At 58.8% G+C, this 26,605-nt stretch carries 19 protein-coding genes; 2 read left to right on the top strand and 17 right to left on the bottom strand.

The window, feature by feature from the left end; all coding sequences use genetic code 11:
- Window positions 1-4 precede the first annotated feature (4 nt).
- The 17 genes from V3587_RS12770 to V3587_RS12690 form a co-directional block, all read right to left on the bottom strand.
- Window positions 5-1,171 carry a glycosyltransferase family 4 protein gene (locus tag V3587_RS12770; protein ID WP_166812191.1) on the bottom strand — a complete coding sequence of 389 codons (1,167 nt, stop codon included), beginning with the start codon at window positions 1,169-1,171 and terminating at the stop codon, window positions 5-7.
- Window positions 1,168-2,064 carry a glycosyltransferase family 2 protein gene (locus V3587_RS12765; RefSeq protein WP_283376857.1) on the bottom strand — a complete coding sequence of 299 codons (897 nt, stop codon included), beginning with the start codon at window positions 2,062-2,064 and terminating at the stop codon, window positions 1,168-1,170. The genes V3587_RS12770 and V3587_RS12765 overlap by 4 nt, the downstream gene beginning before the upstream one ends.
- Window positions 2,061-3,272 (bottom strand): hypothetical protein, encoded by a 1,212-nt coding sequence (locus V3587_RS12760; RefSeq protein ID WP_283376858.1) that lies wholly within the window; start codon window positions 3,270-3,272, stop codon window positions 2,061-2,063. The genes V3587_RS12765 and V3587_RS12760 overlap by 4 nt, the downstream gene beginning before the upstream one ends.
- On the bottom strand, window positions 3,269-4,480 hold the full coding sequence (locus tag V3587_RS12755; protein ID WP_317829739.1) for a glycosyltransferase family 4 protein: 1,212 nt from the start codon (window positions 4,478-4,480) through the stop codon (window positions 3,269-3,271). The genes V3587_RS12760 and V3587_RS12755 overlap by 4 nt, the downstream gene beginning before the upstream one ends.
- Before the next feature lies 1 nt (window position 4,481).
- Window positions 4,482-5,780, bottom strand: a complete 1,299-nt coding sequence (locus tag V3587_RS12750) for an O-antigen ligase family protein (protein ID WP_283376860.1) — start codon at window positions 5,778-5,780, stop codon at window positions 4,482-4,484.
- Window positions 5,767-7,290, bottom strand: coding sequence for a sugar transferase (locus V3587_RS12745; RefSeq protein WP_206029710.1), 1,524 nt, complete (start codon window positions 7,288-7,290; stop codon window positions 5,767-5,769). Before V3587_RS12745 ends, V3587_RS12750 begins: the two co-directional genes overlap by 14 nt.
- A 1,415-nt stretch (window positions 7,291-8,705) precedes the next feature.
- Window positions 8,706-10,151: a polysaccharide biosynthesis tyrosine autokinase gene (locus V3587_RS12740; protein WP_095971961.1), complete on the bottom strand. Its 1,446-nt coding sequence runs from the start codon at window positions 10,149-10,151 to the stop codon at window positions 8,706-8,708.
- Window positions 10,152-10,791: 640 nt separating this feature from the next.
- Window positions 10,792-12,117: a UDP-glucose dehydrogenase family protein gene (locus tag V3587_RS12735; protein ID WP_166812203.1), complete on the bottom strand. Its 1,326-nt coding sequence runs from the start codon at window positions 12,115-12,117 to the stop codon at window positions 10,792-10,794.
- Between the two features lie 52 nt (window positions 12,118-12,169).
- Window positions 12,170-13,138: a GDP-L-fucose synthase family protein gene (locus tag V3587_RS12730; RefSeq protein WP_283376861.1), complete on the bottom strand. Its 969-nt coding sequence runs from the start codon at window positions 13,136-13,138 to the stop codon at window positions 12,170-12,172.
- On the bottom strand, window positions 13,135-14,166 hold the full coding sequence (gene gmd / locus V3587_RS12725) for a GDP-mannose 4,6-dehydratase (protein WP_019747432.1): 1,032 nt from the start codon (window positions 14,164-14,166) through the stop codon (window positions 13,135-13,137). Before gmd ends, V3587_RS12730 begins: the two co-directional genes overlap by 4 nt.
- Before the next feature lie 64 nt (window positions 14,167-14,230).
- Complete coding sequence (locus tag V3587_RS12720; protein WP_260395490.1) at window positions 14,231-15,565, bottom strand: lipopolysaccharide biosynthesis protein; 1,335 nt, start codon at window positions 15,563-15,565, stop codon at window positions 14,231-14,233.
- A 5-nt stretch (window positions 15,566-15,570) separates the two neighbouring features.
- A complete protein-coding gene (locus V3587_RS12715; protein WP_095971929.1) occupies window positions 15,571-16,497 on the bottom strand; it encodes a glycosyltransferase family 2 protein in 927 nt (308 codons plus the stop codon).
- The gene (locus tag V3587_RS12710; RefSeq protein ID WP_095971928.1) at window positions 16,487-17,278 is read right to left on the bottom strand and encodes a glycosyltransferase; all 792 of its coding nucleotides are present in this window, start codon (window positions 17,276-17,278) and stop codon (window positions 16,487-16,489) included. Before V3587_RS12710 ends, V3587_RS12715 begins: the two co-directional genes overlap by 11 nt.
- The gene (locus tag V3587_RS12705; RefSeq protein WP_283376862.1) at window positions 17,275-18,324 is read right to left on the bottom strand and encodes a glycosyltransferase; all 1,050 of its coding nucleotides are present in this window, start codon (window positions 18,322-18,324) and stop codon (window positions 17,275-17,277) included. The genes V3587_RS12710 and V3587_RS12705 overlap by 4 nt, the downstream gene beginning before the upstream one ends.
- Before the next feature lie 375 nt (window positions 18,325-18,699).
- Window positions 18,700-19,851 carry a polysaccharide pyruvyl transferase family protein gene (locus tag V3587_RS12700; protein WP_253252966.1) on the bottom strand — a complete coding sequence of 384 codons (1,152 nt, stop codon included), beginning with the start codon at window positions 19,849-19,851 and terminating at the stop codon, window positions 18,700-18,702.
- Complete coding sequence (locus V3587_RS12695) at window positions 19,823-20,857, bottom strand: glycosyltransferase (protein ID WP_331701496.1); 1,035 nt, start codon at window positions 20,855-20,857, stop codon at window positions 19,823-19,825. Before V3587_RS12695 ends, V3587_RS12700 begins: the two co-directional genes overlap by 29 nt.
- 208 nt (window positions 20,858-21,065) lie before the next feature.
- Window positions 21,066-22,586, bottom strand: coding sequence for a sugar transferase (locus tag V3587_RS12690; protein ID WP_124567370.1), 1,521 nt, complete (start codon window positions 22,584-22,586; stop codon window positions 21,066-21,068).
- Window positions 22,587-23,460: 874 nt separating this feature from the next.
- Here V3587_RS12690 and V3587_RS12685 point away from each other — a divergent pair.
- Window positions 23,461-24,930 (top strand): hypothetical protein, encoded by a 1,470-nt coding sequence (locus V3587_RS12685; RefSeq protein WP_283376863.1) that lies wholly within the window; start codon window positions 23,461-23,463, stop codon window positions 24,928-24,930.
- Complete coding sequence (locus V3587_RS12680; protein ID WP_397487149.1) at window positions 24,927-26,396, top strand: glycosyltransferase; 1,470 nt, start codon at window positions 24,927-24,929, stop codon at window positions 26,394-26,396. Before V3587_RS12685 ends, V3587_RS12680 begins: the two co-directional genes overlap by 4 nt.
- Window positions 26,397-26,605: the final 209 nt, after the last annotated feature.

The following is a 26,605-nucleotide window of genomic DNA, read 5'->3' as shown; positions in this document are numbered from 1 at the left end:
TGTCTCACCACTTTTCAGCGTTCCCTTGTTGACGTTCATTGCACTGGCCGTAGCTGCGCGACAAGACCGATTTCAACCGAGATCGAGTCCAATCACGCTGCGGTTCAAAGAGAGAAAGCTCTGTCTCGACAACCGATCGAGCGATACGCGAGACGAGAGTCGACGCCGGCGCAACCGGGATCGCCACGGCGTTCCTACCGGCCAGTGTCGGTACACCGCCGAGATCCAAACAGACCACCGGCAGGCCCACGGCCGCTGCTTCGGCCGCCACCCAGCCGCCCGAATCGTGCATGCTCGGGAAGAGCAGAACGGAGGAGGCCCCCATCTCGCCCACCACTTCCGATCTGTCGCGCCACCCGCGAAGCGTGATCTGACCGCGGCGATACGGAAGCGACATCTCAATCCGCCCACGGGCGGGTCCCTCCCCGACAAAGGTCATGGACCACTCGGTGCCCAGCTGCTCGAGCGCATCCAGAATCAGATCGATTCCTTTGTACTGCAACAGTCTTCCTACGAACAAGAGTCTTCGTTTCGGCCTGGGTACCGTTTGCTTCTCGATTCCGTCGTAGTCCAGGACACAATTGGGTTGGACGACGACGTTGCGTGCCCGCGGTGCGCCACGTCCGCTGTCGGAGTTCATCGCGATGAAAGTGTCGACTCGTCCTGACATGAAGATGTGTGTCAGTGACCGAGCGGCTTTCGTCGAGCAGGTCCGAACTGCCGTGGTTGCCAGATACCGCAAACCGATGCGCTTGGCGAGTGGCATCGGCGGGTAGGTGTTGCCCCCGGCAGGCCCCCATACGAGTCGTGCGCCGCCGGCTCCACCGAACAGCACCGGTGGGGGCAGCCAGTCGGACGCGAACGTTGCATGGTGCAGGACGTCGAAGTGTGCCGCTTCACGACGAACGAACAGTGAAGTGTGCCAGAGCCATCGGAGATATCGACCGTACGATCCGGCTTCTTCCGCGGTCAAAGTCGCTATTCGTACGACACGAACTTCGCAACCGAGCTGTTCACATTCTGATTCCAATGTGGGGGCCTCACCGGAGCGAGTCACCACCGTGATCGACTCACACAGTTCGGAAGCCGCCGAGAGAAGCGCCCAACCCGCCCCGGATTCACTCCCCTGATTCGGATCGCAGGCGTATGCCGTCATCAACAACCGTGTCATCGCGCTACCTCGAGCCTCTGTGCGCGCGGCATCCGTGAACCGCGGTGGCCGAATTGCTCTGAGAACCAACCGATGTTTCGTGCACCGTTGTCGAGAACCACGCGTTTGATCCGTGGGCTGATCAGGGCAGCGGGGATCAAGGTCGCCGACGCGAGTACGAGCAAAGCGCGTTTGGCAATCTGAACCGTCAGCAGTGGCAGTCCGAGCTGTCCCTGACAGACCGCGAGGATTCGTCCGTTGTTGACGTACCGGGCGAAGAGCCAGGAGTCCCGACGCCGTTCCTCGTCGACGGGTTCGTACGCAAGCGCCTCGTCGCACCACAGCAGCCGGACACCGCCGGCACTCATCCGGAGCGTGAACTCGGTGTCCTCGCCGCCAGGTAGATCCCAGTCGTCACTGAAGTTCAAGCCGTTCAAAGCTTTCAGGTCCAACAACAGATTTCCAGCACCTGCCGACGCAACCGGCGTCCCGGTCGAATGTCGAACGCGAGTGTGCAATGGAAGTTCCGAGGCGGGCAGGCCCACCGGAATCACGGGACCGGCCACAGCACCTGCGTCGAAATCTGCGGCGCAGGTGAGGAGATTCGACAGCCAGTCGAAGTCGACGTACTCGTCGTCGTCGACGAAGATGATGTACCGACGATTTCGTGCACGGGCGAGATCGACCAGCGCACGTCGTGCCGGAGATACCCCGCCGAATCCGAGATACAATCGTTCGATCCCGTCGGCGACATATATCGGCGTCGTGGATTCCGGATCGTTGTCGCCCACCACGATTTCGGCCTCGACGCCGGCGCCCTCGATCGACGCCTTGACACTCTCGACGCACACAGCAAGTGAGGCTTCTCGACGGAACGTCAGAATCGCGACCATGACGCCGCTCAGGTTCTTCATGAGAGATCAACTTTCGGTCGAGAGGTGTGGTTCATCGAGACCAGGAGTGCGACGCTCGCGCTGACACATGCCGACAGCGCCAAGGCTCCAGCGACATAGACGGCATCGTCGGACAGTCCGGCCCCGAGAACGATCAGAAACTGCACCGGCAGCAGCACTGCGCGGAATGTGTTGAGGGTTCCGGTCTTGTCCAGGACGCGGATCGACGTGCCGATGCCCAGAAGAATCCCGTTGAACGCCACCGCCAGCCCGCACATCAGAATGACCGGTATCAAGTTCGGAAAGTGCGTCCCGACCAGATGATCCATCAATCGCACTCCCGAGAGTCGAATCTCGAGCGTGAGACAGATCAGCGAAACGCAGATGATCGAAACCCAGAAGACCTGCAAGCCCACTCGGCGACCGAGTGCCATGCACTCGGCCGGGCTCATCGCTTCGACACCACTGCCGAACTTGCGCATCAGAATTGGCGAGATGCCCGCGAACATCAAGGACAGTGGACCGAGCAGTGTCTGGGCAGTTCTGATCTCACCGATCATCGAGATCGACGCCACCACGGTCAGTATCAAGAACATCGCCTGCTGCGCAGCTGATCCCATCAATATCTCGATCGCAAACGGCACGGATCTGTACCGGTGAGTGCGTGAGTACCTGATTGACGGCACCGGCGGTATCAGACGCATGGTTGCGTGACCGAGAACGAGCGCGACGAAGACACCGACCGTATAGGTCACGAGTGCAAGTGTCAGATTCTCGACCAGGAAAGCTGCTATAAGGACGAACGAGAGTGTCACGATCTGTATCGACGCAGAGATCCAACTCGCACCGTCGTGCATCAGCATCGTGCGTATCACGTCGAACACCACGAAACCAGCTGCAGCCAAGGCGTATACCGTGAGATTCATCGAGTCCGAGCCGGCAATCAGGAACAGAGCCCACACCGATGTCACTGATACCGCCGCCAGCGCGATCGTGGGTGCCAACGCCGGTCCGCGCTCGTCGGTCCTCGCCCCTCGTGACAGCCAGACGTCGACGCCGATCGCTCGCCCCAGTGCCAGTGCCAACAGACCCGCCGATTGAATCACGGCAATCTGTCCGACTTCGATCGGACCGCCGAGTCGTGCCACCGAGGTGAGGACGACAAAAGTGAGGATGCTCGAAAGCGCCTGATCCGCCATGAATGTCACATGTCGAGTGCGATCGTTCACGATCTCACCTCGTTGATGAGCTCACGCATCGACGTCGATGCCTTGCCCGATGTGAAGCGATTCGAGTAGTGACGATATGCGGATTTACGTATCGCCGATCGGTCGCCCGCTCCGAAGATCCGGTCGAGGGCCTCGCGAATCGACGACTCATCCAAGGAATGGAGAGGCGTTCCGCCAGGTCCGACGATGTCCGCGAGAGCGCCGCTGGTTGCGTAGATGACCGGGGTGCCAACCGACATCGATTCGATCGCAACGCGTCCGAACGGCTCTGCCCATTGAGACGGCACCACGGACGCCGCACTGTCGCGGAGTATCTCGATCACATCTTCGTGTGAAGTGAATCCGGCCAGCGTGACGTTGTCGCGAGCTGCGCTGATGCTGGAGATCTCGGCGTACTGCGGTCCGTCACCGAGCACTGTGAGCGAGGGACTTCCCTCGTCCTGTGGCCAGTTGCGCACCAGGTCCAGGACACCCTTCTCCGGTGTCAGTCGGCTCACGCAGACAACCGAATCAGTGCTCCGAAACGCGGGTTCGTTTTCTTCGAATCCGAAGTTCGGACGAACCACGACGCGATCGGAATCGATCAGTGGCCCCTCGATCAGCCGCGCTGTCATCGCGCTCGTTGCCACGAACCTGTGCTGCTTCCATCCCAAGACGCTCAGCTTGACTGCCGCAGCACTCAAGTAGCAGACAAGGCTCTGAAGTCGGCTGTTGCCGTAGCATCCGTTGCGGACACAGCTCGAGAAGTAGTTCGTGGAACCACATTCGGTGCACGTGCCATCCCCGCGCAACTTGGCTGACGGTGTGGCCAGGCGGTAGTTCCGAACCGCCTGCAGCGTAGGAATTCCGGCTGCTCGCGCAGCCACGAGCAACGAGGCCGAAAACGCAGGCCAGAGATTGTTGACGTAGACGACGTCGGGCCGCTCCGAACGGATAATACGAAACGCGTCGACAAGTACCCGCGGGCTGAATACTGCTGTGACTGCCGCCCACGGTCCCCCGGAGATCTCGGAGTTGTCCGTGGTGCACCGAACCGTCTCGTATCCGATCGATTCGAGGAGCTTGGATTCGTTCGCAAAGCTCTGTTCCTCGCCACCCGGGTTCCGATAGATCGCATGGAACATCAAGGCTTTCGGCTGCGTGGATCCACCGGCGGGCGTTAGGGTCACATCAGGCTTCGAACGCGCTACATCGAACGTCTTGTACATCTCACCGACCTCCTCTTTGCTGCGTAGCGAGGCTGTACACATCGTTCGTGTCGGCACGCCGCGCACTGTGAGAGCGGTGCGTCGAGGGTCCGTACGGTGCCAGGAAGACCCATACGACCAACCACATGGCGCCGAAGAAGAGCGTCGATTCCGTCAAGTCCATCGAGAAGACGAGAACCATGATCGCGACGACGGCGATGTACTCCGTTCTGCTGCGAGCTCGCCCGAGCGCCGTGCTCAGAAGCAGGTAATAGCCGGCCAACAGCAGCAGGAATCCGATCCAACCGATCTGCAGACGAATGTCGAGCATTCCGTTGTGCGCGCTGGTCGCCGGAAAGGACAGCTTGGACCGGATCATCTGTCCAACGGCGCTGTCAGGTGCCCAGACCGAGCCGAAGCCCCAGCCGAGCAGAGGCCGCTGCTCGGCGTAGTAGCCGGATACCGTCCAGAGATGTAGTCGGCCGGTCAACGTGACATCTCGCGAGAGTATCGCTGCGACATCGGGTCCGAGCACCTTCATCGCGCCGGACACCCCGATGTAGAGCCCGATGATTACCGTCGAGGCGAGGTGAGCGTTCGGAGTCCGTCGAAAACACTTCAGAGCAAGCACTGTCGCCAGTGCAATCCCAGCAGCGACGAGACTGGTCTGGCTCCGGGCTTCGAACAACACGATGCCCGCGACAGCAAGCGCCGCCCCCCACGGTATCCACTTGACGTCGGGAAGCATGAGTATGACAGCAACGAGAACAACTTCGATCGCAGCCATTCGGCCCAAAGTGTTCTTGTGGGTGAAGATTCCGCGATAGGCAACGGCGCGGGTGTCCACGTCGATGCCAGTCGAAGGATCGAGAATCACGACGATCAGAGACAGGACGAGTAGTACCAGCAAGGTGATGGCCACAGTCCGCACTCGCACCGCGAAGGTCAACTCCCGGGCGACGATGATTCCCGTGATCGCCAGGCACACGATGACGATGCCGGCGACTGCGGAGTTCCGGGGTAGCGTCGACCAGTACCAGCTGGTCGCCGGAACGCAGGCCGCGATCAGAAGCGCGAAGACGGGCCAGGTCGCATTCCGTGAGTATCGCCGATCGAGGAAGTAGACCAACGCCAGTGTCGCCGCGAGAACGGCCGAACCGTGTACGAGCAACGATCCGAGAGCCGTCTTCTGCGTGTACGCCTGAAAGGCTCCGCTCGCGCCGATGACCGCGATCACCAATGCCGTTCGCAAGATCAGCGGATCGTGCGGAGCCTCATTTTCGCACGGCACCGGTGCCGCCTTCTGGTCAGTAGGCGCCATCACTTCCCACCACCGCCTTGAGCGTCTTCGCGACGATCATGACGTCACCCATCATCGACCAGTTGTCGACGTAGGAAAGATCAAGGCGGACAGTGTCTTCCCACGAAAGATCCGAACGTCCACTGACTTGCCACAGGCCGGTGACACCGGGCTTGACCAGCAGTCGGCGACTGACCGCACCGTCGTACATCTCGACCTCGCGCCGAAGCGGTGGCCGCGGTCCGACGACGCTCATCTCTCGCCGAAGGACGTTGACGAACTGGGGCAACTCGTCGATCGAGTACCGACGCATGAAGCGACCGACAGTCGTCACCCGCGGATCGTCTCGCATCTTGAAAAGCACTCCGGCGCCTTCGTTCTCCTTCATCAGCGCCGTGACCTGAGAATCCGCATTCTGGACCATCGAGCGGAACTTGAGCATCGGGAACGGCTGCCCGTCCAACCCCATCCGCTCGGACTTGTAAAGAACCGGCCCCTTGCTCGTGAGCTTGACTGCGATCGCAGCCGCCAGAAGCACCGGACTGATCACGACGAGTACCACGGTTGCGAAGACGATGTCGAAGGTCGTCTTCGTGAACTTCTGTGCGCCGTGATAGCGCGGACGCTCGACATGGATCAGCGGAAATCCAGCGACCGGGCGCATCGACAGCCTCGGTCCGGACACGTCCAGAATCCCCGGTGCGACAACAAGGTCCACATGATCACGCTCGAGTTCCCAGGCCAGTTTGCGCAGCCCTTCCGGTCCGAGTCGCTCCGACGCCGTCACCGCCACCGTGTCGGCCCCGACCTGTTCGAGTGCGTCGGCGACGCTGTGCTCGTCCCCGAGCACCGGAATGTCCCGGCCGTTCACTGTGACAACTTCGCCCACGTCTCCGCCGTAGCCAGGTACGCAGACGCCGACGACTCGGTATCCATGGGCATCGTCGCGCTCGAGGTTGCGTGCAAGATCGACAACCGCCCCTCGCACACCGACCACGAGAACTGCAGTTCGAAATTCACCTTGGGCCCGCTCACGAGCAATCACCCGTCGCCAGATCCAACGACTCGCGATCAAGGCGGTCAATCCCATCGGAAACGCAACTGCGAGGTACAGGCGCGCGATCTCCAGGTGAAGGAGAAGGCTGGCGATCGCAATCAGTCCGAACAGGCGGAGCGTTCCGACAGCGATCAATCGGTACTCTTCAGGGCCGCTTCCGATCACCCGAGGAGATCTGGTGCGAAACACTCTCAGTACGGCGAACCAGCCGATGATCAGGGCGAAAGACAGTGCGGTGTAGCTCAAATGGCCGAACGCTTCACCGTCGACGACATCCGCGTCGCTACCGAATCGCCACCATTGAGCCAGAAACACAACTGCCGCAACGATGATCGTGTCGGTGATCGCCAGGCGACGAAGATACGCAGATTGCCATTTCCTGCGTGCGGACACTCCACCAGCCCGCTCCGGCGCTACTCGTCGGTGTTGTTGTGGCCGTTCGTTCGTAGGCGCGGCCATCTCGAGAACCGTCATGTGTTCAGATACCTTTCCCCATGCACAGAATTCGGCCTGAAGCTGTTCACCGGCCGAGGTCCATCGGACCGCCGTGCCGAATCCCGATACTTCGACTGCGAAGCAACTGCTCCGCATCACTGCGTTCAGTGCGAATGGTCGCATTACGTGCGCCTTGTAGTTAGCCCGGCGACTATTGTCAGGCCTCGGCCCAACGGTCGATTGATGCGGCATTGCCGCAGCTCACACCCCATGAGTGAAGCAGAGTCCACTAACGACCCAAACACGGGACGATCGGCGATTTCTCCTCGCCCGCTGACGTCGCCAGCCTCGATATTGCCGGGACTCAGGACTTGGCAATTATTCGGCTAGCTGGTCAGTACCAGTGAGGAGTTTGCCACATTCCGGACAGCGTGGCAATAGCGCTTTCCGAACTTCTTCCGGACTCCGGCATTGAACTCAGTTACTTACCCTCCAAGCAGGAAGGTCCGAACATTCCCCACTATTACCGTTGCGTACCTATAGTTTTCATTTCCGTGGTCAATTGGACTCCACGTTTGGACAGAAACAAGCACACAGTTGGTAATCGCTCTGCAAACCATGCTTTGATGCGTTCAGCGTCGCCTCAACCCTGGACGATTGTCCGATACTTCGCCTATGGGCGTCTTACCTACGACGGGCCGACAATGCGCGAACCTGCGATCGCGCGACACCGAGAATTCGGACATGCGAAAGGCGGAGCCTGCTCCGTCAACGACAGTCTGTGAGGTCCTAAAATAGCTGCAGCACAGCTGAATTCGAGCGATGCGAATTGTATGGCCGATCGGCTGCAAAGCGGGGAGACCGCTACCGATGGCCATGGCAAGCGTGTGTCGCCGCGCATAGGGTCAACTGACGCTCGACACGCTTGTTGGCACCCAGTAGCGGAGCGTGTCTCTCGAATAATCGACGTTGCGGGACAACTGATCAGCTGTGCGCAGGCTATCGAGTAAACTCCCGCACGCTTCAATGGCCTTACGCGAACCCGCGTTCGTTTCGTCGAAGGTGATCAAGACACGACCGAGGCCCACCGGTTGTGTGGCATACGTGAGCAACTCCCGCAGAGCAGTCGACGCTCTCCCTTCCGGTGTTCCGACGGCCGGACCCCTTCTTACCGTCTCGAGCGATCCGCCAGCTGGTTGCCGGGACAATGTCGGGCCCGGCAACGCCGCCGGCTGCGCCAACAGCTGCTGCACCCTCTGTCCAAATCCATCGCGGGATGCAACCAGATCGATCTACCCAACTACTGCGTCGACCGATGAACCTGCATTCCGGCAATGCGCGTCGCAGACTCAGAGGACCCGACTAGAGATTGCGTCCGATTCACCACATAGAGAAGGGCCCCCGAGCATTGCTCGGGGGCCCTGTGAGGCGTCGGAATTTAAAGTACGACCAAGTCAGATGACTGTCGACGTGACCTTTCGTTCGCCGACTGGATTGCTGTCCACGGAACCTCCCACGGCCACGTCAGCGACAACCGGATCGGAATCGTAGTAGTACTTGTATTCGTAGGATCCACGGCCGTTCAGCGGGGTCATCGTGATGACGGTGCCGAGAATCGTCGCACCCACACTGTGGAGATTGCCGACCGCCCTGCTCAGCTGTTCCCTCTTCGTCGAGCCGTGACGCGCAATCACGAGCGCACCGTCCGCCAGAGCTGAAAGAACTGCAGCATCCGTAACAGGAAGCAACGGCGAGGCGTCGATGATGACGTAGTCGAACCTTCTGCGGAGGTCGGCAAAGACTGCATGAGCAGTGTCAGTGCCCAGCAATTCGCTCGGGTTCGGAGGAATCGGACCCGAGGCAAGAACCGTCAGGTCGGCATTGCTCGTAACTTGAAGTACGTCGTCCAGGTCTGCTTGCCCGGCCAGGACCGAACTCAGACCGACGCTTCCGATAAGTCCAAGGTACTTCGAAACGCGAGGCTTACGAAGGTCACCTTCGACGAGACACACCTTCTTGCCTGCCTCGGCCAACACGAGTGCGATGTTGACCGCAGTCGTGGTCTTTCCCTCGGAGGGAAGAGAACTCGTGACGACGATGACACTCGGTGGGCGATCCACGGCCAGGAACTGCAGATTGGTTCGGAGCTCGCGGTACGCCTCGGCACTTGCCGAATTGCCCTCGTGGAAGTTGATCGCTTGATGAACTTCGCGTTCCTTGTCGAACGGAATTGTTCCCACCATCGCCGCGCCGGCGATGTCTTCGACCACCTTGCGCTCTTTGACGGTGTTGTCCAGGCGATCACGCACCACAGCCAACCCGATCCCCAGCAGAAGCCCGATCGCGGCACCGAGCGCCACGTTCCGCGATGTCTTCGGCGACACCGGTTCCGCGGGAGTTTGTGCTCGCTGCTCGACAACGACGCGCGCCGGCGCTGTGCCACCATTCGCAGGCGTACCCAGATCTTTGACCATGACGACAAACTCGTCCGACAGCGCATTTGCGATTTCACGTGCCAGTTCAGGCGACGCATCTTGCACACTCAAATCGAGAAGTACCGTGTCCGGCGCCGATGTCGCGGTCACCTTGGACGAAATCTCCGCAGCGGAAAGCCCGCCGAGCCGATCGGGCCCGACTGAATCGATCGTTCGTTGTGCCAGTGTCTCGCCGGTAAGGAGCTTGGCGTAGGAAGTGACCAACTGCTGCGAGAGCTGGTTACCTTGGTAAGCCTCGTTCACGGTTGTTCCGGTAGAGGTCGACACGAACAGGCGCGTGGAAGCCTGGTAGACCGGCGTCGCAATCAACGAGGCGCCCAATGCGCCCAAGATCACGACCACAGTGACGACAGCGACTATCTTCCACCGTGCCTGCAAAATCTTCAGGTAGTCCCGTACATCCATCGTCGAATCTCCTTCGGCTCGAACACGTATCACGTCTTCGAGTAGTAATCGACAGCCGCTGTCGAGCCGCTGCACTCAATGCAGGCTGAACGAGGCAGCCAATCTTCTATCGCGCGTCCCTGCGTCCCAGCGCGAGGTATTTGCCGAAACAGCCAGGGGGGAGAAGCCTTCACGGCATCTCACACATCTCACTTCCTGGCCGATACATGATCGGGAAGCGGCGAACACGCAACACTGACAAACCCGCGACACTGACATCGGGTCCACTCGCACATCGCGCAGAGCAGACACAACGTGCAGCCAGGCTGAACTCTACTGCGTCATTGGTCTTTTCACCACCGCAACGGAGCCTCGGAACGCCCTCGGTATCGTCAATCGACCGCGCCGACCGCGAAAGGGTCAAATACCATAGCGAGCCGTAGGACCAACGTCCGTCGTCGACCAACTACGTAACTTGCCGCCGGAAGTTGATGCACACCAACCGAACAAGGCAACATGCCCCTCACCATGCGACGCACGAGCTGCGATCCCAGCATCTCCCCCGGTCACAGCTCGCTCGCTGACGGACTTTGGTCCCGGGCGCACGGCCACTTCCCCTCGATACCTACAACAACCCAGCCTCCGTGAAGGTTTCACCGGTTTACGGCCTTCCGAGACCTCGGTAGGTCCACCCTGCGTCGCGCCAGGTGGTCGGTTCCAGGCAGTTACGTCCGTCGATGATGACCTTCTTGCGGACGACAGCTTCGAGGTCCGACGGCAACAGCTTTCGAAACTCGGTCCACTCGGTCAGAACCAAGACGACGTCAGCGCCTGCGCACGCGTCAAGTGCGCTCGAAGTGTAAGTGAGGGTGGGGAACAACGCCTTCGAGTTTCCCATTGCTTTCGGGTCATAGACATTGACGGCAGCGCCTTGCAGCTGAATCTGGCCGGCAACGTTCAGCGCAGGTGAGTCACGCACGTCGTCGGAGTCAGGCTTGAAGGCGGCACCGAGAACCGCAACGTTGGCTCCTAGCAGCGAACCACACGCTTCTCGAGCCAGTTCGACCATCCGAGTGCGGCGACGCATGTTGATATTGTCGACTTCGCGTAGGAAAGTGAGTGCTTGATCTGCTCCCAGCTCACCCGCACGTGCCATGAAAGCACGGATGTCCTTCGGTAGGCAGCCACCACCGAAACCGATTCCGGCGTTGAGGAATCGCCTACCGATTCTCTCGTCGTGGCCGATGGCATCGGCAAGAACTGTCACATCCGCGCCTGACGCCTCGCACACCTCCGAGATCGCATTGATGAACGAGATCTTCGTCGCCAGAAATGCATTGGCTGATGCTTTGACCAACTCCGAAGTCGCAAGGTCGGTCACGACAAAGGGAATACCTTCGTTCAAGAGCTGCTCGTACACTTCACGCGCAACCGATTCCGCACGTCCGGGTCGATGGCGGTCGACCCCGAGCACAAGCCGGTCCGGGTGAAGCGTGTCTTTCACCGCGTAGCCTTCTCGGAGAAATTCCGGATTCCACGCCACTTCGACGTCTTGTCCGGCAGGCGCCAGTTCGCGTGCCCGCGCACCCAGTCGCTCTGCTGTGCCCACTGGCACAGTTGATTTCCCGAAAATAACGGTCGGCCTGGTCAAGAGGGGCGCGAGCGTCTCGATCACCGAATCGACGAAACGCATGTCGGCCGCGAACTCCCCCTTCTTCTGCGGCGTGCCGACGCCGAGGAAATGGATGTCGGCGAACTCTGCGGCTTCCTCGTAGGAGGCGGTGAATCGAAGACGTCCCGCGGCTATGTTGCGGCGCAGCACTTCCTCGAGTCCCGGTTCGTAGAAGGGAACCTCCCCAGCTTCGAGCATGGCGAGCTTGTTCGGATCAACATCCACCCCGAGAACCTCGTGGCCCAACTCGGCCATGCACGCAGCATGTGTCGCCCCGAGGTAGCCGGTGCCGAATACCGCAATACGAGAAGTCATAACGATGTCTGCCTGTCGAAGTCGGGTTTACGTCGAATAATGCTGTAGTACTTCATGTCCTGATCGAATCGACATTCTGTCGATACCACTCCACGGTCGATGCGATCCCCGCACGAAGGTCAATCCTGGGCTGCCACCCCAAATCTCGAAGCTTCCCGATGTCGAGCAACTTCCGCGGCGTCCCGTCAGGTTTCGAATGATCCCATTCGATCTCGCCGTCGAACGCGATCTCGTCAGCCACGATCGCGGAGATCTCCGCGATACTCTGGTCCTCGCCCGTACCGACATTGACGTGTTCTGCTCCGTCATAGTGGTCGAGCAAGTGAAGGCAGGCATCCGCCATGTCGTCGACGTGGAGAAACTCGCGCCTCGGCGTCCCGCTGCCCCAGTTCACGACTGACGCAACTCCATCACGGCGCGCGTCGTCGAAGCGCCTGATGAGGGCCGGCAGCACATGAGAGCCCTTGGCAGAGAAGTTGTCACCCGGGCCGTAGAGATTGGTCGGCATCGCGGAGATCCACGGACGCCCGAACTGCTTTCGAACGGCCTGTACCTGCAGGATTCCCGCGATCTTTGCGATGGCATATGCATCGTTCGTCGGTTCCAAATGACCGGTCAGAAGATATTCTTCGCGAATCGGTTGAGGAGCGAATTTCGGGTAGATGCACGATGATCCGAGGAACAGCAGGCGATCTACGTCGAATTCGGCCGCCGCGTCCATCACGTTCACCTGGATGCGAAGGTTGTCGGAGATGAAGTCCACCGGCAGTGTGCTGTTCGCCAGGATCCCGCCGACTCTGGCTGCCGCGAGAACCACGTTCTTCGGCCTCTCAGCAGCGAAGAATTCGAACACTGCACCGCGGTCGCGAAGATCTAGTTCGGCAGACGTGCGACCGACAAGGCGACTAAAACCGTCGGCTTCCAACCGACGCCAAATCGCTGAACCCACGAGGCCACGATGACCCGCGACGTACACCGCGTCGCTCCGATCGAGGGGCTTCTGCGCGTACTCCCCCGTCATCGAGCGTGCTCCCAATCCACCAGGTTCGGACGGTCGATCCAGGGCTTGCCCTCACACGTCAGAGCCTCGATGTCCGCATCGACCATGATTCGAGCCAGCTCAGGGGTATGCACAGTCGCCTTCCAGCCGAGCTTCTGCTCCGCCTTACCGGCATCTCCGATCAACGCATCTACTTCCGTCGGCCGCAGATAGCGCTCGTCGAAGCGCACGTGATCTTCCCAGTTCAGGCCGGCGTGCTCGAAGGCCACCGTCAGGAAATCCTTGACCGAGTAGTTGCCGCCTGTCGCGAGCACGTAATCGTCCGGTTCGTCGGCCTGCAGCATTCTCCACATTCCCTCCACGTACTCCGGCGCATAGCCCCAGTCGCGGATTGCATCGAGATTGCCCATGTACAAATGGCTTTCCAGACCGGCCTTGATCCGTGCCACCGCTCGCGTGATCTTACGAGTGACGAATGTTTCGCCTCGCCGGGGAGATTCGTGGTTGAACAGAATTCCGTTCACGGCAAAGATCCCGTACGCCTCGCGGTAGTTCTTGGTGATCCAGTACGAGTACACCTTCGCAGCACCGTACGGCGATCGCGGGTAGAAGGGAGTCTGCTCGTCCTGCGGAGGCGGTGTCGCACCGAACATCTCGGAACTGGACGCCTGATAGAACCTGCATTCGAGACCAGCCATCCGGACTGCTTCGAGCAACCTGATCGACCCGATTCCCGTCGTGTCACCGGTGTGTTCCGGCTCGTCGAAACTCACCCGCACATGGGACTGCGCTGCGAGGTTGTAGACCTCGTCCGGGCGTATCTGTGCGAGAAGAGTGACCAAACGCGCCCCGTCGCTGAGATCGCCGTAATGAAGGAACAGTTTTGCGTCCGGCGTGTGGGGATCCACATACATGTGATCGATTCGAGCTGTATTGAACGTGGACGATCTACGAATAAGTCCGTGGACCTCGTACCCCTTGCTCAACAACAGCTCGGCCAGGTATGAACCGTCTTGGCCTGTAATTCCGGTGATCAGTGCCTTCTTCATTTCTCTCCTTCATGTGTATGTACGACCATCTGTATGTACGATTTCAAGATTTTCGGGCATCTATTCACACGGTCACGCCCGTCTTCTCCATGCTCGAAATTCGCCGCACCGAAATACAGATGCACGGAATGACTTGGAGTACAACCATTCCTGCGGATAACCCCAGGTACAGCGCGGCGGGTCCGAGATCAGGAATCAAAGATATTGCCAATGCCATCCCGGCGAGGCCGCTCAGCCAGACGCACAGGACTTGCAACCACAGCCCTCGCGGGTCCATGAGGAACATTGCCGCCGGTTGATGCACCGAAACAACAAGGATGTAAACACTTCCGGCCAAAACGGTTGCCAGTGGCACGGCAAGGCTTCCACCCGAGACAAACCGTATTCCCGGATAGCTGATGACGATCAGGGCGAGCGCAAATACGGCGCCTACAGTGCCGAGAAGCACTATATGCTGGGAAAATTCGCGTACCCGAAGTGTCCCGAGTCGGTAGCGTTGGCGATATCTCGACCACAAGTTCTGACCCATCACTCCCAAGATCGCCAGTAGCGGTCCAGCGAATTGCGCCACTACCGAATATTGTGCGACGTCTTCCACCGTCCCGAAAGTGGAGATCAGCAACCTATGGCTCTGAAAGCCGACGACCATGCCGATCGATATGAGAAAAAACGGAACCGCAGTTTCAGCCATGCGAACTCGCACCGGGCTTGTAAGACTCCAGCCGACCAACGAACCCACGTCGCCGGAAATCGACCGAAGCGCGAGAGCAAGGGTCAGAAATCCGACGGCGAGGTAGCCTGCGCACGGTGCCAGAACAAACAGGTAGGCCGGCGCGTGAGTAGTCCAACAGACCACTATCACGATCAGTTGAATGATCGGACCGATCAACGCTGCGGTAACGACAACGCGCATCTTTCCGCAACCCTGCAGGATGCGGGATCCCAAACCCAACGGAATACCAACTGCCGCAGATATAATCACCACTGTGGCCAGCGCTGACGCATGACTCATCTCACCGACTGCGCCTAGCATCGGCACCCACAGCCCCAACTGGTAGAACAGGAAAGCGAGGCTTGCGACAGCGAGGGACACCAGAACGGTAACCAGACTCGCCCGCCGAAAATGGGATTGGAACGACATCCGATCGAGTGCACCACTTCGGTAATCTGCTGTTGCATTAACCATGGTCGCGCCGATACCGAAGTCCGCGAAGGGAAGTAGGTTCAACATGGACGCCATCAGCGCATAGAAGGCGTAGTACTCAACGCCGTAGTCGCGAGACAGAATTGCTATTACGGCGAAGTTCGCACAAGCTCCGGCCAGCAGACCTACCAGTCGAAAGAACCCGGTCCCACCCAGGTCGATCGACTTCGCCGACCTCAGGTAAGAGCTGACCACTGTGTTCACCCTCGCGCCTCCGAGGTTCCCGCACCAGACACGATTGTGGACTGCTTCAGACCGCTGTTATCGAGCCGAGAAAGTACCTTGTAGCACGCGGCAACTGCTACCTTCGTGCAGCCCCGCAGGTAAAACCCACGCGCGAACGACGCTCGTCCCATACGTGCGTTCGCAGCTGCGGCAACCGCCGATGCGCTCATCAGCCGAACGGTGATCCCCAGATGTCGCGCGTAGTGCCCCCTGATCGACTCCTTGCACAATAGCGATTTCTCGGGAGAACCAATGGATTTCCCTGCGTACATCGAATACACGAGGGACACAGTGTTGTGTTGAACGATTCGGCCGACGACGGATAGCCGAATGAACAATTCGTAGTCGTCGGCATAACGCTCGACGATCTCAGGTACGTCGAGAGCGATCGCCGCTTCGTAATCGGCACGCCGAACCAGCGCCGCTCCCGGTGGAAACGGACCATAACCTTGCGTCAACAGGGTTCGAGTATTGATCTCGGAGTACGACTGTTTGTTCAACCGACTACGCCCACGCGGGAGGCTCGCCATCACACGTCCAGCGACGACTGCGCAGTCCGCCTGCGCGGAGAGAATACGCAAGGACTCGTGAACGCCGGATGTGACCAGAAGATCATCCGCGTCCAGGAACACGATGTACGGTGCCGTGACAAGCGCGGCCCCCCGTCGTCTCGCAAGGTATGCACCCGCATTGGGCTGCGTCAGGACACGGATGTCGTGGGCGCGACATAGCGCGGCGGTACCGTCTGTGGATCCGTCGTCCACCACGATGACTTCCGAAGCGCCCGCATTGTGCGCGCTCTCGATTGACGCCATAAGTGTGGCTTCCGCGTTGAAAGCTGGTATGACAACTGCGAAGTTCGACTTCAATTCCGTTGTGGGTTCTGAAGATTCACCGGACACGAGGAGTCACCCCCGCTAGTACTCGTCTTTGGACACGATCAGTTTTTGCAAGAAGCGCAACTCCCAAGGACACTGCATAATCGAGCCGGTGCGACCTGAAGACTGTGACACCGGTCAGGGCGCGCGATCGCCGCATGTCCCGATAGTGATCCATCATGCCCCGCACCGAACCAGCACCGGCCGAATCGAAATCACAGAAGAACTCGGTCCACACCCGCGGTTCTGATCGGACTGCCATCTTCAACAGATACAGCTGATCGGCACTGAGCCCGAATTCGGTATCGTAACCGCCGATCTCAACATGCAGAGACTTCTCGATCACACATGCTTGATGGGGAATGATGTTTCCACCCAGGGAGAATCGGGACAGACTGAACGGGATCCGGCCACCGATTCCGATGGAACTTCCGGAGTCATGAATGTTGCTCAGCCCGTAACCCCACCGCCAAGAGACGTCCCCTCTTTGATACTCCCGAGAAACTCGTTCCAGAACGTCACCTGAATGGAATACGTCCGACGAGTGCATGAACCACAGCAATTCGCCACTCGCCAACTCTGCACCGATGTTCATTGCGTCATAACGACCGCTGTCGAGACCTGTGTTCCACACCAACGAATCACCCAGTGAATCAAGGTATTCCACAGTCCCATCGGTCGAGCCACCGTCGATCACGATGTGTTCGACTCCTCGTGCACTCTGAGTCCGGACACTCTCGATCGTGCGGACCAGCCCAGATAGATCGTTCCTGGTGATGGTAATGACGGTGACCGATGAGTTCATCGAGAAACCCCTCTCGCGAGTGCATAGGCGTCATTGAGTGCTGTCCGCGCACTCACGACGTCGACAGTTCGGTTGAAACTTTGTGTCTTGGCCTGAACTGCGGTCCGGTAGTCCAGGCAGTCGAAATAGTGTGTGACGGCCGTCGAAAGCGACTCGGCGGTATTGCCGGCGACTGGATAACCAAGCGAGACCATACTTTTGATATCTCGACTGATTACGGAGACACCTACAGCGGCAGCCTCCGCCGCGGATATCGGAGCGCCCTCCCAGGCTGCAGTATGGAGATACAGCGAACTGGCGCGCACTTCATCCAGCACCTGTTCAGCTGGAATCCAGCCCGTCACCCGAACCCCTGATTCCACGAGACTTTCTTTCAAGACGGCTTCACCATCTCCTACCCACACGAACTCGAACCTGCTCGACAGCCTTGATGCAATATCGGCGAACAATTGGGGATCTTTTTGGGGAAATATTCTTCCCACCATCACTACTCGGCTTCTTTCAGCCGATGTTTCCGTTGCCCCATGGCTGCTTGCGCGCAAATACCCGCCGTGATCGGTCGGTGATACGTTGCCGACCACGATCGAGATGGAGGAGTTCGACAACTCCGTAGTCAACTCGGCTTCTCGTCCACTCACCGCGACAACGCACTGGCGCCGAATCGAAAGTAGCCCACGCTCAACAGACTTGTAGAGTACCCGCGCGAGAGGGCTGACGTCGGTGCGCTCGAACGCATAGCAGTGTGGGGTGTATACGATCCCAGCCCGGTGTCCTGGGATGATCCGGGCGAGACCGGCAAGACTGGAATGCAGGTGCAGAATATCGAAATCTCCTCGGCGCACCATACGAATCGCGGACAGTAACAGTGCGGCCAAACTTCCAGGTACCAATGTCACGCTGAGTTCGGAGGGAAAATTGTACGTGCTCTGCCCGACCCGTTCGCGAGCGATCACGCAGTGATGCATTTCCGGGGTCAACGCCTGATAATTCAAGATCGCGGTGCTTACACCCCCTCCGAGTGCTTCCGTGACATGCAGAACTTTCATCGCGCACCATCTCTCGTCGGACCGGCACCAACCGGTGCATCTCGAATCGTTTTCATCTCAACGTCTTCCGTCTCCGAAGTATCAAATGATCGTTTCCGCATGCCTGAGGAGCACAAGAGAAGGAGGAGAAGGCACAAGAACGGAAGCAGACCGGTTCGATAGGGTTGGATCGGCGCCTCCGGGAAACCCAAGCAGCCGTGGTCACGATAAGCGCCGATGCCAAGTATCGATCTTCGTCGTCCGTGGTCAGCAGCGCCCAGATCGCAGCGACCATTTGTCGAGGTTTGAGGTCGGTTTTGCAACACCGTAACCACATTTGCACGTGCGATCAGCAAGAGAAAAACACTGGCAAACAACAGGATCGAGAGATTCATGTCATTGGCCGACCGTCGGCGACTGGCATGGCACAGCCAGGGAGTCGAGCAGGCGTTCCCTCTGGGACGCGACGGCCTCGATGCGTGAATCGATCAGACTCCAGTAAGTGGCTGGATCGTCTCGAATCGATTCCACCGCGTCGAGAACGCGCGTTGCCGAAGTCCGTCGGGCATCGAGAACGTATTGTTCCAGCCCCAGATCATGAAAAGCTCCCCATGATTTTCGTTCGTAGCCTAGGTGCACACTCGGCTTTCCAGCGAGCAATGCAGACAACGATCCGTGGAGGCGTGTACTGACAACAACGCGATTCTCCGCGCTTTCCAGATAGTGCTGCAATGGCTTTGGGGTTTCCGGAGAGTATTTGGCGGTGAGGGGCGTGTCATTGTTTCCGCCACCCGTGGACTGAATCGCCCATACGACATGATCTGACCGAGCCAAGTCGGACAAAGTGTTCTCGTAGGATCCAGGGCGGGAGAGCTCACGGGCCACGACTACCGGGCCATGCGTGATCTCGATATTGCGAGGTGCACGGACCTCCGCCATCTTGAGAACCGCCAGATCCGAGATTCGTTCGACATTGCCGAGGTCAGCGAACAATTCGTGTGATCGATCGTCTCGAACGAGCACCTGGTCCATCGCCTTCAGCGAACCTGCGATGCGGCGACGGAGAAGGCTCGGGAACGGGCCGATACTCTGCGGGAGATAGATCTTGCGCGCACGACTTCGTGCGGCAAGATCGAGTTGACCGAAATGCGCCCCTGCAGTTTTCAGGGCTTCAGAAACAGACGAACCTCGTAGGTATCCGCCCCCGACGGCGACAACCAAATCTGCTTGCTCGAACAGCATCTTGACAGATGCCGGCCCGCCGGTGAGTGAACTGGCCAGCATGGAAACGCGTACGGACGCCTTCTTTTTCGGGTTCGGAATCCATGCCGATGTCCACTGATGGAACTTGACATGGTTCGCCATCGGATGGTGGCGGAATGATTCTGCATCAGTGGCAATCACGTCGACGACAGAGTCCGGCCACACCGATCTCAGCAATTCGAGTGTTTCCTCCACCAGCAACCGGTCGCCAGAGTTTTGAGCACTGTATGCATGAATGACCAGGATGCGCGGGCGGTCACGATTGTATTCGGGCAACGATCTCACTCCTGGTCGTCATGGTGCGGGACGCCTGCAAACCCATTGAATAGGCAGAATCTCGGTACCCGTCACTCGATACGATGCCGAGGGCGGACCGCAGGCTGGCCGCGCCGGTAAATGTGAGCACTGGCCCGGAGGTACGCAGATCCTCGAATGCAGGTAGATCGGTGGCAACAACCGGCCGGCCGCGTGCCCACGCCTCCCATACGAACACAGGATTGAGTTCGTTTCGACTGGGCATGAATGCCGCATCTGACCAATCCAGGTAGGGCACAACATCATCGACGCGTCCGACTAGTTCCACCGTATGCGCAGAAGGCTTCGCATCGTCGAACCGCCGTTTCAGATCTTCCTCTTCCGGCCCTGATCCCAAGATTTTGACTTCACAAGGAATCTCGATATCTGACAGAAGTTCGGGAATTCGATCGAAACCCTTCTGCTTGGATAGACGACCACAAGCCAAGAGCCGTAGGGGTGCCCCCGCACGTTCACGACGAGTGGTTTCTCTCGAGTCAACTCGGATCAAGTTCGGCTCGTATACAAGGCGAGCATGCGGTCCGTAACGTCGTTGGCGAATCTGACTCACGGCTAATTCCGAAGGTGCAGTGATCAGCTTTGCGTTCCGAAGTGCATTACGAACGAGCACGTTCTCGATCAGGGAGACAACGCCAGTTTCATCCGCACTCGGCAACTGATGGAAGGTCGCAATCAGCTCACTCGGAAGGCGTTTGAAGACACTCGCGACGCCGAGTGCGACATGGCTGCCCCTCATCAGTGAATAGACCACATCCGAACGCTGAAGATGTGTTGTTATTGCACGACTGGCTCCGACCAGTCCGCGAGGACTCCTTGGATAGTCGAGCATGACGAACTCGTCGGCAAGGTCGGAAACCTCGTTGAAGTCTCGGCAGCCTGCAAACAAAGTGACGACGGTCGTATGTGTGTCGGCAAGGCCGCGTAGTAATCCGCACAGTGACTTTTGTGCACCCCCACCTTCCAACCAGGGTGCCACGACGAGCAAAGACTTCAACTTTGGCGGTTCCGACACAAACTTCTCCTGGTCAATTTGCTCTATCACTTCCCAACACCGCCTCGAGCGTCTTCGCGACGATCATGATGTCGCTCGTCATCAACCAGTCGTCGACATACGAAAGACCAAGGCGAGCTGCGTCTTTCCACTAGATTCGATCGACTGCTCACCTGCTGCGGGCATTCACATCTCAATATGCGCCGTCACTGGCCAATACCGCTTTCAGTGTTTTGCCGACGATCAAGACATCCCCCATGAGCGACCAGTTGTCGACGTACGAAAGATCAAGTCGTACAGTCTCTTCCCAGGAAAGATCCGATCGTCCGCTGACCTGCCACAACCCTGTGATGCCTGGCTTGACGAGAAGTCTGCGACTGACTGTTCCGTCGTATGCCTCGACCTCGCGACGCAGCGGCGGCCTGGGGCCTACAACGCTCATCTCGCGACGAAGAACGTTCACGAACTGAGGCAGTTCATCGATCGAGTATCTGCGCAGGAAGCGCCCGACCGGTGTAACGCGCGGGTCGTCGCGCATCTTGAAGAGCACACCGGCGCCGTCGTTCTGGGCCATCAACGACGACACCTGCGAGTCCGCATTCTGGACCATCGAACGGAACTTGAGCATCGGGAACGGTTTGCCGTCCAGTCCCATTCGCTCTGCTCGGTACAACACCGGTCCCGGACTCGAGATCTTGACCGCCATCGCCGCCACCAGAAGAACAGGTGCGATCGCGACCAAGATCAGCGACGCAAAGATCACATCGAACGATGATTTCGCAAAGCGTTGCGCACCATGATATTTCGGTCGCTCGACGCGAATCAGAGGCTGACCTGCTACCGGGCGCATCGACAATCGTGGGCCCGACACATCGACGATGCTGGGCGCAACGACCAGGTCCACGTCCCGCGATTCCAGATCCCAGGCAAGCGCGCGGATACCGTCCGAGCCGAGATGCTCGGTTGCCGTCACGGCAACGGTGTCTGCGCCGACCAGTTCCAATGCTTCGACAACCGACGTCTCACCGCCGAGAAGCGGTATGTCACGTCCGTCGACCGCAATGGATTCGTCTGCGCGCCGAAGGAAACCTGGCACACACACTCCGACCACGCGGAAACCGTCAGCACTACCTCGCTCGAAGTTTCGTGCCAGTTCAGCGCCGGCGTCCTTGCTGCCCACCACCAGTACAGATGTGAGGCACTCTCCGCGCGTACGACGTCGTACGATCACCCCACGCCACAGCCAGCGGCTGACAAGTAGTGCGAGAAGCCCGACGGGAAATGCGAAAGCGAGGTACAGCCGGGCGATGTCGAGTCGAAGCAGAAGGCTCACGATCGCGATGACCCCGAACAATCTCATCGCGGACACGAGGATTCGCCGATACTCTTCCGGACCGCTCCCGATCACACTCGCGGATCTCGTCCGGAATATCTGCAACGTCGCCAGCCATGCGACCACGACACCGACGGACAATCCGGTGTAGCTGAACTGCCCGAGCTCACGGGCGTCGACGGCAGTCGGCGCGGCGCCGAATCGAAGCCACTGAGCAGCCGACACCGCCCCGATGACAATCAGCGAATCCGTCACTGTCAGAGCGCGTATGTAACGCTGCTGCCACGCAGCACGCGAGGAAAACTCCGCACGGGAGTCCGGCACGATGCGCGGACGCTGATACCCGAGCGACGGCGCCATGGGCATGTCCAATGCCGACATCTGACCAACCTTCCCGTTTGCGAGCCGCCAGGCCCCGACCGTTCTTCGGAATTTCCGGTTTGCATCCAAAAGCCGCAGACACACCAAAAATATGGAGTAGAGCAAATGTTCCGCTTAGGTGTCGGCAACATTGCAACTTGATAATCCGGGGGCGTTGCACGTGCCGTGTGGATACTATGAGAACATCTCGAAGGCCCGAGTTCAATTCGAATAATGTTGCAGGTCAAGACTCTAAGCAGCAATCTCGTCTCGACTCAGACACCCGAAGGCTCCTGGACAATTGTTCATATTCGGTGGCCGCGATGTCAGTCCATCATTCTCGCCCCAGTTACCAACTGGTAGCTATAACTCAGCTATCCGTCCGATTCCAGAAATCACTCAGGCCTTAGGTCCCAACGATCGCAATAGCTCACAAAGCGGACATTCCTAGTCAGTGCAGACCACAGTTCTTTCGCTTGGGTAACTGGACCCGAAACAACACAATCGAGAACCGTCCCTGCATTCCGGGGACCTATGTCCCCGAAGGTCGAATCGGCTCGACCTGATTGAACTTTCTGCAATCCGAAGGTGAATTAGCCTTCGACGTCCAGTAATTCGGCAGATCGAAAATCTCGCATTGCCACACGGATGACCAAGCCCTTCGCGAAGCGTCGAAAAAAAGATTTCATGCTTCCCACTATGTGAGATGTAAAACATGAAAGCGCGAGGGCCGAACCGCTCGGGGGCGGGTCCTCGACGCGTCGTGGGCGTTATGTCTTGATCAAGTAATGTCAGCACGTGGCGCCGAACCGAGGGCGGTGATCGGCGGTCTCCAGCGAGTGCGCAGCCTCGAATCGCACGTAGACATATCGGGTACAAGCGAATGGAACTGAAAATGTTGAAGATTCGTGAGATCCGCTCCGAGTCCGGGATCGTTCCTCGACTCGCCGTGCGATGGTTGATGATAGTGCTCGCCACGATCTTTGCCTTCTGGCCTACCTGGACCAAGCTATGGCAGAGCACGGCCAGCGGCACAGCCATCGGCTATGTCTTCGCCCTACCGCTGTTGTGCCTTGTTGCGGCCGTCGGAACAGACTTGAGGCGCGGTCCGGAACTTCCTATTCACGATCGCGAGACGGACAAGATAGTCGGTTGCATCGGTCTCTTCGTCGCGTTGGGACTCCAGGCACTCCTGCTACCGCGCTTTGCCGAGACGTACGAATTGATGCATATCGACGTGATCGCAGCCTGGATATTCGTTTGGAGCGCAGCGGTTCTGATGTTCGGGCTCCGTCCGGTCAATCGGTACTGGGCGATCTGGGTGGTCCCGATCATCCTGGCGCCCCTGCATTACCGAGCCATCGCGACCGAAATGGGCGGGACCCGTTTCGACTACAGCGTCCTCATGGTGCTGGTCGCGTCTGCCGCGACCACGATCGCCGTCAGTAGAACGTGGAGGCGAGGGGCGATCGCGTTCGTCGCCGCAACGGTACTCGGCGTGGTGGTCCTCTACGTCACGATTCAGAAGTACCCCACTGCTCCGCTTTTCGTCGTGCAGTTGTTTCCGGCGCTCGGGACCGCAATTGTCGTCGGTGCCGCCTTCTATCTGTACGAACGCCGGGGAAAGTCGCTCAAGCCGTTCGACCGACCACTCCGAAAGCCCTCGACAGCCACGAGCAACTGGACCATCCTCGCGGTATTTGCCGCCGCCGTGCTGATGTTCTTCACACCGCTGCCACCGACAAGCCTGACCGTTAACGTCGGTCCGCCCCCGGCTACTGCCGATCCTCGACTTGTCGTTCCACTGGGCTGGCATCAGATTGCAGCATCCGAATACGACTGGCCCCGTCGCTACTTCGGCAGCACCTCCGAACTGAGCCGTCAGACCATTCGGGCCGACACCCCGAATCCTGCCTGGGACTCACAGATGCGGCCTCGCACGGTACAGATTGACGTCGTCCAGGTCCGTCGGCCATCCACGCTCGCCGTGTATCCCAGCAAGACCACATACGACCTGGAGAATGCGAGAGTCAGCCCGACGGTCACGGTGGAGTTACCACGCGGGATCGTCGCCGAGATGTACACGATCGTCGACGACGCTCTCCTTCTCACATGGAGCAATCTCAATTTCGTCTGGACGCGGGGCGACGGAGCCGCGCAGCGAGTCAGCCTGATCAGCGTCGACAATCACGAACCCGATGCCTACTTCCCCGAACCGAAGCCGTCGATGGCGTCCAACGGTAGCAATACGCTCGCCGTCCTGCTTCGTGGTGAAACCTCGACCGAAGACACCGAATCCGAGTACAAGGATCTGGACATGCTCGAAGCGCTCGCTCGACTACTCGTGGAGGCTCAGACGTGGTGAACGAAAACCGAAGCCGGCAGAACAGTGTCGTGGTCAACGGCGACCCGGATACACCGGAGTACCGCGAGGCTGCCCTGCACGATGCAGTGAACGGACTACGCGAGCGCCATCCGATCTCATCCGCTTCGGTTGCCTTCTACCCGTGGCAACGAAACGTGTTATTGGTGGGCTTCGCGTTGGTTGCCGTCAGCCTCGTCTTCTTCCTCGCGCCAACTCTCATCGCTCTGACATTGATCTGCACCATCGGATATATCTGGGCGATGGTCGACCGCTTGATCTTGTTCACGAGGGGTCTTGATGCGTCCTCGATCATGACGATCAGTGACGAAGAGGCACTTGCTCTTTCATACGACGACCTTCCCACCTACACCATTCTGGTCCCCGCATACAACGAGCCGGAGGTCGTCGGCGACCTCATCGCAGCCATGCGAGCGATCGATTATCCGGCAGACAAGATGCAAGTCCTGCTCCTACTCGAGGAGGATGATGCCATCACGATCGAAGCGGCGCTTGCCGCCGGTGTGGACGAGGTCGTCAGCATTCTGAAGGTGCCCGCGGCCGATCCACGAACCAAACCGAAAGCATGCAACTACGGGCTGCATTTCTCGACGGGCGAGATCGTCACGATCTACGACGCCGAAGATTCCCCCGACCCACTCCAATTACGTCGAGTAGTCGCAACTTTCGCGAAGCTTCCCGAGAACACTGCTTGCGTTCAGGCCAAACTTGCATTCCACAACGGAACTCAGAACCTGTTGACCGCATGGTTCACCGCCGATTACGCGCTGTGGTTCAGCTTCATCCTTCCTGGATTGATGCGGAGCAATTCACCGATCCCTCTCGGCGGAACCTCTAATCATCTACGACGCAGCGTTCTCGACGAGATCGGTGCATGGGATCCTTTCAACGTCACCGAGGACGCAGACCTCGGGGTGCGGATAGCCGAGAGCGGATATCGCACCGCGGTCTTGAATTCCACCACACTCGAAGAAGCCAACAGCGACACGATCAACTGGATAAGGCAGCGATCGCGTTGGTACAAGGGATATTTGCAGACGTGGCTCGTTCACATGCGTCAGCCGGTGAAATTGTGGCGTGGTTTGGGCCCGATCGGCTTTCTCAGATTCACAATTCTCATGGCCGGCACACCCGTGGTCGCCACTTTGAACATGGTGTTCTGGCTCATCAGCCTGGACTGGATTCTCGGACAACCTGAAGTCATCCACCAGATCTTCCCCAACTACGTCTATTTCCCCGCGCTGATCTCTCTGGCATTCGGAAATGCCGCCGTTCTCTACATGAACCTCGTGGCGTGCCGCGAAACGCGAAACGCGATGCTCCTCGTTGCCTGTCTGACTGCTCCGTTGTACTGGGTACTCATGAGCATCGCGGCAATCAAGGGAACCTATCAATTGATTCGCAACCCGTCGTACTGGGAGAAAACTTTTCACGGTCTGAACACCTGAGAGCGTGAGCCTCGCGTTTTACACAGGTGTGAGTTATGTCTACTGATCAATCTCACCCGCAATTTCACCCGAATCCGGATTTCCACGGAAAACACACAGCTAGACGGTTGCGGTAAACACTCATTTCAGTCACAGAACTTAACTACCGATACGCGAGAATCGCAGTGAAAGGTTGCCGAACGATCACAGAATCGACGTTCAGTGGCTTA

It is taken from the genome of Rhodococcus sp. IEGM 1306, from assembly GCF_036541985.1.
Classification (GTDB): Bacteria; Actinomycetota; Actinomycetes; order Mycobacteriales; family Mycobacteriaceae; genus Rhodococcus_F; species Rhodococcus_F qingshengii.
Note: the sequence above shows the minus strand (reverse complement) of the source record. Positions and strands in the feature narration are given on the sequence as shown.

What these genes read in the sequence shown, in the direction of transcription:
- V3587_RS12765 (WP_283376857.1), bottom strand. Translation starts at nt 2,064, where the DNA reads ATGAAGAACCTGAGCGGCGTCATGGTCGCGATTCTGACGTTCCGTCGA.
- V3587_RS12705 (WP_283376862.1), bottom strand. Translation starts at nt 18,324, where the DNA reads ATGAAAGTTCTGCATGTCACGGAAGCACTCGGAGGGGGTGTAAGCACC.
- V3587_RS12690 (WP_124567370.1), bottom strand. Translation starts at nt 22,586, where the DNA reads ATGTCGGCATTGGACATGCCCATGGCGCCGTCGCTCGGGTATCAGCGT.
- V3587_RS12735 (WP_166812203.1), bottom strand. Translation starts at nt 12,117, where the DNA reads ATGACTTCTCGTATTGCGGTATTCGGCACCGGCTACCTCGGGGCGACA.
- V3587_RS12755 (WP_317829739.1), bottom strand. Translation starts at nt 4,480, where the DNA reads ATGTACAAGACGTTCGATGTAGCGCGTTCGAAGCCTGATGTGACCCTA.
- V3587_RS12745 (WP_206029710.1), bottom strand. Translation starts at nt 7,290, where the DNA reads ATGACGGTTCTCGAGATGGCCGCGCCTACGAACGAACGGCCACAACAA.
- V3587_RS12750 (WP_283376860.1), bottom strand. Translation starts at nt 5,780, where the DNA reads ATGGCGCCTACTGACCAGAAGGCGGCACCGGTGCCGTGCGAAAATGAG.
- V3587_RS12685 (WP_283376863.1), top strand. Translation starts at nt 23,461, where the DNA reads ATGTTGAAGATTCGTGAGATCCGCTCCGAGTCCGGGATCGTTCCTCGA.
- V3587_RS12730 (WP_283376861.1), bottom strand. Translation starts at nt 13,138, where the DNA reads ATGACGGGGGAGTACGCGCAGAAGCCCCTCGATCGGAGCGACGCGGTG.
- V3587_RS12740 (WP_095971961.1), bottom strand. Translation starts at nt 10,151, where the DNA reads ATGGATGTACGGGACTACCTGAAGATTTTGCAGGCACGGTGGAAGATA.
- gmd (WP_019747432.1), bottom strand. Translation starts at nt 14,166, where the DNA reads ATGAAGAAGGCACTGATCACCGGAATTACAGGCCAAGACGGTTCATAC.
- V3587_RS12770 (WP_166812191.1), bottom strand. Translation starts at nt 1,171, where the DNA reads ATGACACGGTTGTTGATGACGGCATACGCCTGCGATCCGAATCAGGGG.
- V3587_RS12710 (WP_095971928.1), bottom strand. Translation starts at nt 17,278, where the DNA reads ATGAACTCATCGGTCACCGTCATTACCATCACCAGGAACGATCTATCT.